General features: G+C 63.5%; 12 protein-coding genes. 6 read left to right on the top strand and 6 right to left on the bottom strand.

Annotated features, from left to right (window positions below):
• Window positions 1-53 precede the first annotated feature (53 nt).
• Window positions 54-1,379 (bottom strand): gluconate:proton symporter, encoded by a 1,326-nt coding sequence (locus GFD18_RS02685; protein ID WP_163199974.1) that lies wholly within the window; start codon window positions 1,377-1,379, stop codon window positions 54-56.
• Between the two features lie 882 nt (window positions 1,380-2,261).
• A complete protein-coding gene (locus GFD18_RS02680; RefSeq protein WP_163199975.1) occupies window positions 2,262-3,356 on the bottom strand; it encodes a LacI family DNA-binding transcriptional regulator in 1,095 nt (364 codons plus the stop codon).
• 254 nt (window positions 3,357-3,610) lie between these two features.
• Here GFD18_RS02680 and GFD18_RS02675 point away from each other — a divergent pair, with 254 nt between their 5' ends.
• The 5 genes from GFD18_RS02675 (at window position 3,611) to GFD18_RS02655 (ending at window position 7,914) form a co-directional block, all read left to right on the top strand.
• Window positions 3,611-4,573, top strand: coding sequence for a sugar kinase (locus GFD18_RS02675; RefSeq protein WP_243386740.1), 963 nt, complete (start codon window positions 3,611-3,613; stop codon window positions 4,571-4,573).
• Window positions 4,574-4,668: 95 nt separating this feature from the next.
• Entirely contained in the window at window positions 4,669-5,334 is a 666-nt protein-coding gene (gene eda / locus GFD18_RS02670) for a bifunctional 4-hydroxy-2-oxoglutarate aldolase/2-dehydro-3-deoxy-phosphogluconate aldolase (protein WP_100510659.1), read from the top strand.
• Between the two features lie 35 nt (window positions 5,335-5,369).
• Window positions 5,370-5,549, top strand: coding sequence for a hypothetical protein (locus GFD18_RS02665; protein WP_133119530.1), 180 nt, complete (start codon window positions 5,370-5,372; stop codon window positions 5,547-5,549).
• 271 nt (window positions 5,550-5,820) lie between these two features.
• On the top strand, window positions 5,821-7,368 hold the full coding sequence (locus tag GFD18_RS02660) for an MFS transporter (protein ID WP_165777250.1): 1,548 nt from the start codon (window positions 5,821-5,823) through the stop codon (window positions 7,366-7,368).
• 111 nt (window positions 7,369-7,479) lie between these two features.
• Entirely contained in the window at window positions 7,480-7,914 is a 435-nt protein-coding gene (locus tag GFD18_RS02655) for a hypothetical protein (protein WP_163199976.1), read from the top strand.
• 222 nt (window positions 7,915-8,136) lie between these two features.
• Here the strand turns inward: GFD18_RS02655 and GFD18_RS02650 are convergent, their stop codons facing one another.
• Window positions 8,137-9,204 carry a LacI family DNA-binding transcriptional regulator gene (locus GFD18_RS02650; protein ID WP_163199977.1) on the bottom strand — a complete coding sequence of 356 codons (1,068 nt, stop codon included), beginning with the start codon at window positions 9,202-9,204 and terminating at the stop codon, window positions 8,137-8,139.
• Window positions 9,201-9,362, bottom strand: coding sequence for a hypothetical protein (locus GFD18_RS02645; protein WP_163199978.1), 162 nt, complete (start codon window positions 9,360-9,362; stop codon window positions 9,201-9,203). Before GFD18_RS02645 ends, GFD18_RS02650 begins: the two co-directional genes overlap by 4 nt.
• 229 nt (window positions 9,363-9,591) lie before the next feature.
• Here GFD18_RS02645 and GFD18_RS02640 point away from each other — a divergent pair, with 229 nt between their 5' ends.
• Window positions 9,592-11,028, top strand: a complete 1,437-nt coding sequence (locus GFD18_RS02640; RefSeq protein ID WP_163199979.1) for an MATE family efflux transporter — start codon at window positions 9,592-9,594, stop codon at window positions 11,026-11,028.
• Window positions 11,029-11,039: 11 nt separating this feature from the next.
• On the opposite strand, the gene yddG is transcribed toward GFD18_RS02640, so the two are convergent.
• Together yddG and GFD18_RS02630 are read right to left on the bottom strand one after the other, a co-directional pair.
• The gene (gene yddG / locus GFD18_RS02635) at window positions 11,040-11,978 is read right to left on the bottom strand and encodes an aromatic amino acid DMT transporter YddG (RefSeq protein ID WP_163199980.1); all 939 of its coding nucleotides are present in this window, start codon (window positions 11,976-11,978) and stop codon (window positions 11,040-11,042) included.
• Between the two features lie 93 nt (window positions 11,979-12,071).
• Window positions 12,072-13,085 carry a LacI family DNA-binding transcriptional regulator gene (locus GFD18_RS02630; protein WP_163199981.1) on the bottom strand — a complete coding sequence of 338 codons (1,014 nt, stop codon included), beginning with the start codon at window positions 13,083-13,085 and terminating at the stop codon, window positions 12,072-12,074.
• Window positions 13,086-13,407 lie beyond the last annotated feature (322 nt).

Raw genomic sequence — 13,407 nt, 5'->3', positions numbered from 1 at the left:
CGGCCGGGGAAGGGGCCGGCCGCCCACACGGAGGTGGAGGTCAGAGGTGAAGGTCAGAACAGCAGCAGACCGGCGAGGCCCATGATGGGGAAGGTGCAGGCCCAGTAGACGGGAACGCCGTTCTTGAGGAAGGTCTTCGGTTCGAGGCCGGTGTAGCCGACCGACCAGGTGTTCCACGACTGGGTGATGCAGGAGGAGATGCAGGTCATCGACGGGACCACGAGCAGGGCGAAGAGGAACCAGGCGTTGAACATGCCGGTCGCCATGAAGATGCTGATGACGGCCGAGCCGGCGCCGTAGAGTTCCAGCGGGCCGCGGAACAGGGCCAGCGGGGCGAGGATGCAGAACGCGAGGCCGAGGATGAACGTGCTGTTCGGGATGAGCGGGGTGAGGATCGGGCCGAAGTCCTTCATCACGGTGACGGCGATCTCCTGGAAGAAGCGCAGCACGAGCAACATGATGATGAGCGGGCCGATGTCGCCGATGGCGGTCTTGGCGGTGGAGTTCAGCATGGCGCCGAATTCCTTGATGGACTTCATGTGGCCGGTGAACGCGAAGGTGAGGATGGTGGCGAGCATGAGCGCGGGCACGGCGTTCCACTGCAGGATGATGCACAGGGCCACGGGAACGATCGGCATGATGTAGGTCCATACGGGCACGTCGGGGATGTCCGTCGGCTGCTCGTCGGGGTCACCGACCTCGTACGGGGTGCCGTTCTTGATGGCCTTGGAGTTGATGAGGATGAAGATGATGACGCCGAGCATCTGCACGAGCAGGGCGGCGATGCCGAAGCGCAGGTAGTGGGTGCCCCATTCGACCACGGAGCCGTCGGGGGACTTGTAGTCCTGGTAGAAGGCGGCGAACTGCACGAACAGCACGCTGTTGACCCACATTGCGGCGCCGATCGAGAGGGTGAACACGGGGACGGCCACGCGCTTGGGGACGCCGAGGCGGCCCAGGATCGGGAAGAGGATGACGCCGATGGCGATGGCGGAGCCGACGCCGTAGGCGCTGGTGAAGATGAGGCAGGTGACGGCGGCCATGCAGATGGTGGCGAGCACGGGGTTCTTCTCGCCGACCTTGGCGGTGCGGTAGGAGATGGAGGCGGCGATGCCGGTGTCGACGAGCACGCGGCCGAACCATGCGCCGCAGACGATCTGGATGATCGTCGGACCGTAGGTCAGTGCCGGCTGGGCGAAGATGTCCTCCACGAAGTCGAACGGCTTGCCGACTCCGAACGCCACGCCGAGGAAGTAGATGAGCAGCCAGACGATGGTCTGCACGAAGAATCCGATGGTGAGGTTGCCGCCCTTCATCGCGTAGACCGCGAAGACGGCGAAGGAGAGAATGAGCAATGCGGCCATCACCCAGATAATCATGGCGCTCCTCCTTGAGCTGTGTTCTTTCGAACGTCGGACGATTCGCGAGGGGAATCGACGTTGTCCGCTGGCAGATACTATACCGAAACGATGTTGTGTGTACCGGTTTCGTAAACCGGTTGATAAGTACTATACGACGTTATTGTTTACCGGTCAACTAAACCGGTGTACTCTTCGATTCTCGTTAGATATGTGAGGGATAACAACCAAGTATTCGCAGTGCTTTCTTCGGCGTGTCGCAAAGCATGGCGAAAACACGACGCAACCCCTGCCGCACGAATGGCGAGATATCCATATACTCATATATCCGTATACTCGTATGTCCGGCATCGAGACTCATGAATCGTCATATGCGGATGCATCGATTGATTCATGAACGCGGCTTTCATTCACGAACCGAAAGATGCGCCCGCATCCGCCGATTCGTGCGGCCGTTTTGGGCTCGCGAATGTGGATATGCGCCGATATCCCCCGATTCGGGAATTCGGCATGTGTTCACGAATCGAAGGATGCTCGTGCATTTGTCGATTCGTGGAGGCATTTTCTCTCGATGAATGTTGGAATATCGGGCTATCGATTGATTCGTGAACGTGGCGGTTTGATATGAACCATGGGATATGTGTATATTCGCCGATTCATGAACATGGCATATGCGCGCGAATGGTGATATGTGCGTATATCTGGGGATTCGTGCATGAAAAGGCCGCGTGCGAATGGGAGGATGTGCGTATATCTGGGGATTCCTGAATGAAATACCTGCTCGCAAGTGACGGAATATATGCGCATCGGACGATTCGTGAACGGTTGTCGTATCCGTCAACGACGGGATATGCGATATATGGCGATTCGTGCACGGGCCGCGCTTGTGAACGGAGGTGTTCGCTATACCTCGGTGGTGGAGGCGTAGATGCACAGCTCGGCGGGAAGCTCCAGAAGCTCGTATGGCGAATCGTCGCCGTCGTAGATGCGTGCGGCGAGCTTGGCGGCGCAGGTGCGTCCCATGCGCACCGGGTTCTGGTCGAGGCATGTGATGCCGCGGCCGCTGTAGCGCGCCCAGCGTTTGGTGGCGAACGCGCACAGCCCGATATGCCCGTCGAGCGCGGCCGGATACGCCTCGAATATGTCGCACATGCCGTCCTCGTTGTTCGAGAACAGGCAGACCCTGCGTCCGGCCTGCTCGGCCATGATCCGTTCGAGGCCGGTCTCGAGACCTGCGAGGTCGTTGTATTCCAGTACTTCGCCGCTGATCGTGCCGCTGATTGCGCCGGTCGCCGTATCGGCAGCACCGGCAATATCGGCAGCACCGGCCGCGCCGGCAGCCGCACCATGCGCGGCGATATACGACCGGAACGCCGTCACTCGCGTCACTCGCGTGGTGATGGCCGCCGCCGGCTGCGTGACGAACACCACATGGTCGAACCGCTGGGCGACGAGATGGTCGAGCATCTCATCGACGCCGGCCGCGTTGTCGGTGGTGATGCAGTCGCAGACCACCGGCTTGATGAATCGGTCGAGCGTCGCCATCGGCGGATTGCCGTCCTTCGTGGCGAATTCGGTGAGGTAGTCGTCGTTGTCGCCGGCGGTGTTCACGATGAGGCCGTCCACCTGCGAGTCGAGCAGCGATTCGATGGCCGCGCGCTCGAGCGCCGGATTGTCGTCGACGTCGCTCACCAGCAGCTGGATGCCGCGCGCCCGGCACTCGGCCTGAATGCCCTTGAGCAGCTGCGAGCTGAACGGATTGCTGATGTTCGCGATGGTCACGCCGATGAGATGGCTGTTCGAGGCCTTGAGGCTCTGCGCCATCTTGTTCGGCCGGTAGCCGAGCTCCTCGATGGTGGCGTCGATGCGCTCCTTCGTCTCGGCCGACATGTAGTCGTACTTGCCGTGCAGATACCGCGAGATCGTGGTCTTCGAGACCCCCACCGCGGCCGCCACGTCAGCGATGCTGGGCTTGCGGTTCGCCTTTGACTGCCTCATGTCGCAATATCCTCCGTGTGGTGAGGCTGCATTCACTGTACCCGACGCCCGGTGCGGCGCCATGCACGGCGTTTCCGCCGGCGCGTTCGGGTGAACCGGCGTCGAATTTTGAAAAACGTGCCAACAACCGCCTACGAAAACTACTCTCAGGATAGTATGATGTGTACCGGTTGAGTTCAAGGTTCGAACTTGGATCGAAAAAACTATACATTGATTGAACAGAGGGATTTCTCATGACGTTGAGTGAATCAACTGTGGCTATTAAGCCGGGAAAGGTGCTGCTGGTCGGTGAGGCGATGGCGCTGTTCACCGCTGAGCAGGAAGGCGACCTGGCCGAGGTCGAGTCGTTCGGCGCCTCGGTGGCCGGCGCCGAGCTGAATGTGTGCGTTGGCCTTTCCCGTCTGGGGCAGAAGCCGGTGTACATGACCAAGCTCGCCCACGACCCCGCCGGCGACCGCATCCGCAACTTCATGGAGAAGAACGGCATCGACACCTCGCTCGTCTCCTACAACGACGATCGCCTCACCGGCTTCATGATGAAGTCCAAGGTGAGCCACGGCGATCCGAAGACCGCTTACTGGCGCAAGAACTCCGCGGCCTCCACGCTGTCCCCGGCCGATGTGGACGCCGTCGACTTCTCCGACATCTCGCTGGTGCATCTCACCGGCATCCTGCCCCCGCTGAGCGAGACCACGCTGGCCGCCGCCAAGGAGCTCATCGTCAGGGCCCGCGAGAACGGCGCCTACGTGTCGTTCGACCCGAACCTGCGTCCCGCCATCTGGCCGAGCCTCGACCTCATGCGCAAGACCCTCGTCGAGCTGGCCTCCCAGGCCGACCTGGTGCTGCCGGGCGTCGGCGAAGGCCGCGAGCTGTTCGGCGCCGACGATCTGGAAAGCACCGCCCAGGCGTTCATCGACAACGGCGCCAAGCTCGTCGTCGTCAAGGACGGCCCCGCCGGCGCCTACGCCACCGACGGCAAGGAGTCCACGTACGTGCATGGCTTCGTGGTCGACCATGTGGTCGATACGGTCGGCTGCGGCGACGGCTTCGCCGCCGGCACGCTCTCCGCGCTCATGGACGGCAGGACCGTGGATGAGGCGCTGGAGCGCGGCTGCGCGCTCGGCGCCATCCAGACGCAGTTCATCTCCGACAACGAGGGCCTGCCGACCCCCGAGGAGCTGAAGGCGTTCACCGAGTCGCACCCGCGCGCGAAGTAGGCGCAGAGTCGGAAGCGGAAGCAAACGCAAGTCGTGCATGATCGAACGCAAGCGCGATAATCAACCTGTTGGCAATAACTCAAAGGAGTATCACTATGGCAGATAAGACCAACGAAGAGCAGCTGGCCTACTTCTCCGAGCTTGGAGTCGTCCCGCTGGTCACGCTGCACAGCGTGGAGGAGGCCGTTCCGCTGGCCCAGGCCCTCGAGCGCGGCGGCATCCCGGTGGCCGAGGTCACCTTCCGTTCCCCGTACGCCATCGAAGGCATGAAGCGCATCCGCGACGAAGTGCCGGGCGTCACCCTGGTCGCCGGCACCGTGCACACCGTCGAGCAGGCCAAGGCCTCCATCGAGGCCGGCTGCAAGGGCCTGGTCACCCCGGCCTTCACCCGCAGCATCGTGGACTACGCCCTCGAGAACGACATCCTCGTCCTCCCCGGCACCGCCGTCCCGTCCGACGTGGACGACGCCTACCAGCTGGGCCTGCGCTACGTGAAGTTCTTCCCGGCCGAGGCCTACGGCGGCGTGAAGACCCTCAAGGCCCTCAACGGCCCGTTCGCCGAGATGAAGTTCCTGCCCACCGGCGGCGTGAGCCTGAAGAACGCCGAGGAGTACATCAGCCTCAACAACGTGTTCGCCATCGGCGGCTCCTTCCCGGTGCCGTCCGCCGCGCAGAAGGCCCACGACTGGGACGCCATCGCCCAGGCCTGCGCCGACGCCCGCGCCCTCGTCAAGCCGATCATCGACAAGAAGAACGCCTGATTCCGACGGCCTGACTTCGATCGATGCATCGGTCGATGATTATCGAACGCCCGCATCCGCCGATTACGGCGATGCGGGCGCTTTCGTATCGGCATCCTCGTTTTTCGTTGATATTCCGCCTTTTTTGCGGTTTTGCGGCGGCGTCGCCGCAAGCCGGCGAACGCCGTCGTGATGTTGCCATGGCGTTGCCAAACGAATGCCGTTTTCGGATGTGACCGCTATCACACTTGATATGCAAATTATGGCAACGCACGACGGCAAATGCCGGCAAGGGCCACAATGAACATGAAACTACTTCTCGAAAGTGGAAGGTCGTCATCGACGTCCGCGCACTGGCAGCGCGGATGACGGACGGTGATTCGTCAAACCTGGCAGTAAGGCGGATCCTCGGGACGGCCAGCGGTGCAAGGGAGCACTCTTGCACCCGAATGAAGCTAACGCGGACCATGAAGGTCCGTGTTGGAGAAGGAAAGGGTAAAAAACAAAATGGCCTCCAACCTTAACAAGTGGCCCTACAAGGCTCACGAAATCAACATCGGTCGTGGTATCCAGTACGGCATGCTCGACCTCATGGGCGGCGGCTGGAACAACATCGTTTCCGGCGTCATCTTCGCATACCTGACCCTGGCACAGGGCTTCAACCCCGCAATCGCCGGTGGCATCGCCGCCGCCGGTCGTATCGTGGACTGCATCTGGAACCTGTTCCTCGGCCTGATCACCGATAACTTCTACCACACCAAGCTCGGTCAGAAGTTCGGCCGTCGTCACTTCTTCATGCTGCTCGGCCTGATCCTGTTCGCCTGCGTGTTCCCGCTGTTCTGGATCAACTCCACCTCCGCGGCCTACTACCTCGCGGTCTACATCGCCATGGAGGTCATCATCGCCATGATGATCGTCCCGTGGGAGTGCCTGCCCACCGAGATGACCCGTGACTACACGCTGCGCACCACGCTGTCCGGTTCCCGCATGGTGATCTCCGCCACCGGCACCGCCCTCGTGTTCCTCATCCTGGCCGCCCTGAAGCAGGCCAACAACCCGAACTCCTACCTGATCGCCGGCATCGCATGGACCGTCCTGTTCGTGGTCGCCATCGCCATCTCCACGTTCGGCACCTGGGAGCGCCCGCTCACCGAGGAGTTCATCAAGGAGCTCGAGTCCCGTCCGAAGCAGTCCGTCGGCCAGTTCCTCAAGGAATCCGTCACCGGCTACGTCGACACCTTCAAGAACCAGGCCTTCCGTACGCACCTGGCCGTCTACCTGCTGTCCTTCACCGGCAAGGACTTCTACTCCACGCTGCTGCCGACCTTCATCGTCTGCTGCATCTCCGGCGCCGGCGAGTCCTGGCCGTGGACCTTCCAGGCCATGTCCATCCTCGGCATCCCGATGACGATCCTGTGCGCCAAGCTCATGATCTCCCACGGTCCGCGCTTCCTGTTCCGCCTGAGCTACGTCTCCATCCTCGTGGCCATGGTCGCCTACGTCGGCGTGTGGGCCGCCGGCATCCACAACCCGTTCTGGATCTTCCTCATCGTCTCCATCGTGTACCAGTGCGGTCGCGCCACCCTGGAGTTCACCCCGTGGAACCTGTTCCCGTTCATGCCTGACGTCGACTACATCATGACCCGTGGCGACCGTGCCGGCCTCTACGCCTCCGTGATGACCTTCTTCCGCAAGTCCACCGGCGCCATCGCCACGTGGGTCGCCGGTCTGCTCCTCGAGTTCACCGGTTACAAGGCCGACACCATGAAGAACTTCCAGACCACCCCGCACAACGTGCAGGTCGGCATCGTGCTCGTGTTCTTCCTCGGCACCTGCGTCCTGATCGCCTGGGCCCTGTGGATGTCCCGCCGCATCTACCTCGACCGTGAGACCCACGGCATCCTGAAGGCCGAGATCGAGCGTCTCGAGGCCGGCGGCTCCAAGGCCGACGTCACTCCGGAAGCCCGCAAGATCGCCGAGGAGCTCACCGGTCACCCGTACGAGAAGCTCTGGCCGGATCTGGACAAGAACGGCCTGCCGATCGAGAAGATCTGATGATCGCCAGGATCTGAAGATCCCATAACGGACCTGTTCCGTTCCCCGAGCCGCGCGACGCGATTCGCCGAACGCGGCTCTTTCCATACCTTTCAACGAAAGAAGCAAATCATGTCACAGATCATCCTCTACAACGAGAAGATCGACAAGATGGTGTTCATCCAGGCCGAGATCAACGACGGCAAGGTCACCTTCACGGGCCTCGACCAGGCCGGCGAACTCGACTTCGCCACCCCGGCCGACCAGATCGAGCCGACGCTCGCCGCGCTGACCACCGCCGACACCTTCACCCTCAACGAGGGCCTTGACGGCAAGTTCAAGTCCATGACCTACGGCGAGTGGGAGGCCCTGCGCTGCGCCCAGGCCTCCGCCGGCATCAAGGCCAAGGTCGACGAGCTCGACGTCGCCGACGACGTGAAGGCCGAGATCAAGGGCTTCTTCGACTCCTTCACCGAGTCGATGACCGTCAAGTACATCCAGGGCAAGCGCTCCTGGGGCCAGATCTACGGCGAACTGTTCGACGACTTCTCCAAGCTCGCCAAGTAGCTCCCGCCAAGTAGCTCGCCAAGTGTGGAATCCGGCCGGATGACCGGTTCCCTCCCTCCATACCCCATCGAGCGGTTCCGTGACGTGCAACGGGTTGCGTGCGTCATGAATCCGTCCGATGTCCGTCCTCGCGGTTTGTGATCGGTTTTACCGCGAAGTCATGTCACCCGCCTGCCGCTCTCCTCGGCAGGCGGGTTTTTCCGTTTCGACGCCGCCGTGCCGCTATCGGGCGGCCTCGCCGATGCTCGCCCGCCATACGAACCCCGAACGCAGCACCACCGGCGCCAAGGCATCGTCGCCGCTGTGCAGCACCTGCCCGATGATGCGCCGGGCCGCCTCCCGCGCAAGCTCCTGCCTCGGCACCGCGATGCTCGCCAGCTTCGGCGAGCACACCTCGCACATGGGGATGTCGTCGATGCCCACCACCGACACGTCGTCGGGGACGGACAATCCATGGGCCTCGAGGAACGTCATGAACGCATAGGCCACCTCGTCGTTGTAGGCCACCGCGGCCGATGTGGGCCGTGCGAGGAACCCCTCGAACGCCTCCTGCGATTCCGGCCCGACCGGATATGCGCAGGAGGTGCGTCGAAGCCGCAGTCCCGCCCGCCGGCAAGCCGCCTGCATGGCGTTCGTCCGAAGCCCGTTCTGCCATGCCTGCCGAGTGCCTGCGATATACGTCACCTCGCGGTGCCCGAGTTTCGCCAGCGCATCCACCGCCTCCATGATCGCCGGCCCGTCGTCGGCGTACATCGACTGCACGCCGCCGACCGCACGGTTCATCACCGCCAGCGGCCGCGACTGGGCGAGCTTGCGGATCGTGGCGTCCGGCAGCCTGGGCGCACAGAGGATCATGCCGTCCACATGGGGGATGGCGCGTGTGACGATCGCACGCTCGGAATCGGGGCTCTCCTCCGTCTCCGAGATCATCAGTCCGAAGTTCCGCCGGCTGCATTCGCGTTGCACGGCCCGTGCGATCTGCGAATACACGGGGTTGCCCAGGTCGTTGACGGTCAGGGAGATAAGGCCGGCGAGACGGCTCTCCACGCGCGGCCGGATGGCCTGCGCATGGTAGCCGAGCCGTTCGGCGACCGCGCGCACATGGTTCAGCGTACGCACGTTGACGCGGTCGGGATATCGGAACGTGCGTGAGACCGTGGCGATGGAGACGCCCGCCGCCTCCGCCACGTCCGTTATCGTGACCGGCGCGGCCTCGCGGCCGTCGCCGTGGGATTCGGTGTGGACGCCGTCTTCGTCGTGGCCGTCGTCTTCGTCGTGAACACTGCTCATGGTCGTTCATCGTAGTCGTTCGGCATGGCCGTCATCCATGCCGGGCGACGTCCGGTGGACGATTCGGCGACGTGAGTTTTTCCGCGTTTTGGAAAACCGTGGAAAAACGGCGTCGGCCTCGGCACGTCCTTTTTACGATGAATGACGTCGATGCCCATGACGGCATCCATCGGGCAGACGCATCGCCCGTCACTGCCAGGATTACGGCGGGGGCGTCTGCCTTGGGGATGGCGCATGCGGATGCCCGCGAACGTGGGTCGCCTATCGGAGGTCATGGCGGCGCGTCTGCGAGAATCCCCGTGCGCATGGAAATATCCTCGCCGAATGTCCTCCTCCGGGAATGGCGGTCGAATCCACAACGAGCCAACGCCATACCAAGGAGGTGCCATGTCGGCAAAGCCCACGACCAACCGCAAGACCGCGACCGAATCCACCGTCGATCTGACGGTCGGCCGTCCGCTGGTGCGCATCCTCGTCTTTTCCATTCCGCTGATCCTCGGCACCCTGTTCCAGCAGCTCTACAGCTTCGCCGACGCGGTGATCGTCGGCCGTCTCATCGGCGACGACGCGCTCGGTGCGGTCGGCGCCACGTACTCGCTGAACTTCCTCATCCTCGGATTCGTGCAGGGCGCATGCATCGGCTTCTCCATCCCCGCCGCGCAAAGCTTCGGCGCGAAGGACGAACGCGACTTCCGCCGGTTCATGTGGAACGGCGTCTGGCTGGGCGCCATCATGTCGGTCATATTCACCGCGTCGATGACCCTGCTCGCCCGGCCGCTGCTCGCCTTCATCGACACCCCGGCCGAGCTCATGGGCATGGCCGTGGAATACATCGTCGTCATCTTCCTCGGCATCCCCTCCGCCGTGCTGTACAACCATTCGGCCGCGCTGATGCGCTCGGCCGGCGATTCGAAGCACCCGTTCTACTTCCTGCTCGTCTCCTGCGTGGTCAACGTCGTGCTCAACTACGTGTTCATCGGCATCGTCGGCATGGGCGTCATCGGTTCGGCGCTCGCCACCGTCATCGGCCAGACGCTGTCGGCCGTGCTGAACTGCTGGTGGGCGTTCACGAGGATCCCCATCTTCCGGATCCGTCGCGACGAGATGCGCTGGTCGCGGCACCACATCGCGCGGCTGTGCTATGTGGGGCTGCCGATGGGCTTCGAGCATTCCGTCTGCGCCGTCGGCGCCGTGGCGATGCAGGGGGCCATCAACTCACTCGGCGCCGCGATGGTCACCGCGCAGACCGCCGGTGAACGCATCCGCCAGATGTTCACGCTGCCGATGGAGAGCGTCGGCATGGCCATCGCCACCTATGCCGGTCAGAACTACGGAGCCCGCCGGCTCGACCGCATCCGTCTGGGATTGCGCGACGGCGTGATCATCCAGGCTTCGTACTGCGTCGTCTCGTGGGTGGTGATCTTCCTGTTCAAGGAGCCGATGTGCCGTTTCGTGCTCGGCGATGCGCGTCCCGAGGTCATGGATGCGGCCGTGGAGTACCTGTTCATCATGAGCTGCTTCTTCCTGCTGCATGGTTCGCTCATGATCTTCCTCAACACGCTGCAGGGCATGGGCTACAGCACGCAGGCCATCATCTCCGGGTTCGGCGAGCTCGCCGGCCGCTGCCTCGGCGGATGGCTCACCGTGGCGGGCGGCGGCTACCTGCTGGTGTGCCTTTCCAACCCGATGGCGTGGGCGTTCGCGCTGACGTACTGCGTGGTCATGGTGACGGTGGTGCTACGCCGCGCATCGGGGCAGTTCTCGATGGCAGCGGCAGCGCCGGCCGATATGGAAAGGGACGGCGTGGAGACGGTCGCCGCCTAGGCCATGGTCTTCTACTTCGCCTTGACGAACCAGTTGAGCACCGAGCCGGCGGCCACCAGCAGCGTGCCCGCCCAGAACGGCATCGACAGGCTCAGCCCGAGCAGCAGCGAGCTTGCGCCCACCGACAGCACCGGCGTGGCATAGGAGGCCACGGCCATCTTCTCCATGCTGCCATGCAGGATGCCGAATCCCCAGCATGCGTAGCCGCCGGCGATTACCGCCGCCGTGGCCAGCACCGTAAGCCATGCATGCAATGGGGGAGTGGCGGCGGGCAGGCCATCGCCGGAGGCGAAATGCACCAGCCACAGCGCCACGCACACGCCGGGGAAGAACACGCTCGTGCCGTCGTAGCCCTTCGACAGCGACGGCGTGGCCACGGCATACACCGACCAGGCGAGCGCGCCCAAGAACGACAGCGCAAACGGCAGCGGATTCTCGACCACATGACGCAATGCCACATGCCAGTCGAGACCGCTGTTGCCGCCGACGGCAAGGAACACGCCGGCCGTGGCCACGAGGGCGCCGGGCAGCGCGAACCAGACGGCGTGGCGACGACGGGATATCGCCGCGGCGAGCAGCACCATCATCGTCGGCCATAGATAGTTCACGAGGCTGATCTCCACCGATTGCGCGGCCGACGACGCGAGTCCGATCGACAGCGCGATCGACGACTCGTAGAACACGAACAGGCCGCCGCCGATGACGAGGTACCGTTTCGGTGCAAGCCGCAGCGGCTTCGGACGGCGGAAGACAAGCAGCAGCACGGCGCCGCAGGTGTAGATCATCGCCGAGCCGAGCGTGGGCCCGAACGATTCGGAGACGATGCGCACCAGGCCCATCATCATGCTCCACAGCGCGATGGCCGCGAATCCGACCAATGTGGCCGTGGATGAGGGGACGTTATGCGGATTGCGCGCGGTCGCCTGCGCACCGGATGTTCGTGATGTCATACCGACATCGTAACGGTCCGGTGTCACGGCGGCCGGTCGCGCCGTCGTTCGTTCGGCGACGCCGCGATGCCGTCCATCCGTTTGCCCGGCCGGTCAGACGATCGGCTCCGCGGAGGCGGGGCCGATGCTGCCGCGCTCCACGAACGTCGAATAGCTCACGATGGGCGTGGAATCGCCGTCGTCGATATGCAGCAGCTTGCCGATGAGCTTGGTCGCCGCCTGCGTGCCCATCCTGCCTCGGGGAATATGGATGGACGACAGCGTCGGCGTGGATCGGGTCCCGGCCGTCGTGTCGTCGATGCCCACGACCGACACCTGCTCCGGCACGCTGACGCCGTGTGCGGTGAGCACGTCGAGGAACTGCAGGGCGAAGATGTCGTTGAACAGGATGACCGCCGTCGTGGGATTGTCGAAGAAAGCGGCGTACGATTCGCGCATCGCCTCCTCGTCGAACACCTGCGGCCCGGGAATCTGCCGCAGCCGCATGCGTTCCTTCTGGCATGCCGACAGCAGCGCCTGCCATCGCAGCCCGTTCTGCCACGAGCTTTCCGGCCCCGCGATGTAGGTGACGGATTCGTGGCCGAGCGCCTTGAGCCTGCGCACCACGGCGGTCAGCGACGGCCGGTCGTCGCAGACCACGGACTGCACGCCGTTGACCAGCCGGTTGACCACGACCGTCGGCCTTACCTGCGCGGCCTTGCGAATCGTGGAGTCGGACAGCCTCGACGACGTCAATACCAAGCCGTCCACCTGCGTCGACATGCGCATGATGGTGCTGCGCTCGAGATTGCGCTTCTCCTCGGTGAGGGCCGTCAGCAGGATGAACCCGCGTTCGATGCACGGATGCTGCATGCCGTCGACGAAATCCGCGAACACCGAATACTTCAGATCGCTGGTCGTGGTCAGGATCATGCCGCGCAGCGCGTCGTCCTGCCGCGGTTCGAGGTTCTTCGTGCGGTATCCGAGCCGTTCGGCCACCTCGCGCACCTTGGTGGCGGTCTCGAGGTTCACCCGGCCGGGCTTCGACAGCGCCCGGGAGACGGTCGTGGGGGAGACGCCGGCCTCGCGCGCCACGTCGCGGATGGTCACCTTCGTCGATTCGCTCATCGTCGTGCTCCTCACTGCGGCCGCCATTGGCCTCGATAAGAATCCATTAAAACGGTATCGCTCGCCGAATCGGACGCAACACGCCGACGATGTCCATCGATTCGCAGTCGAAACGACGGGTAAACGACAGGGACGCGACCGCGGCATGGAAAACTATGGAAAGAAAACCGTGCCATGTGCATGCCGCGTAGAGTGGTGGTCAACGGGAACGGAACCGACGACGAGGTACCGGTCCGATTCCCATCACCTCGTTCTCCATCCTGCAACCATCGATCACCCGACCATCAGACCGCAAACCGACATCGGGACACGGACTTCCGCG

It is taken from the genome of Bifidobacterium saimiriisciurei (assembly GCF_010667655.1).
GTDB classification, from domain to species: Bacteria; Actinomycetota; Actinomycetes; order Actinomycetales; family Bifidobacteriaceae; genus Galliscardovia; species Galliscardovia saimiriisciurei.
This window is presented reverse-complemented; position numbering and strand designations above follow the sequence as displayed.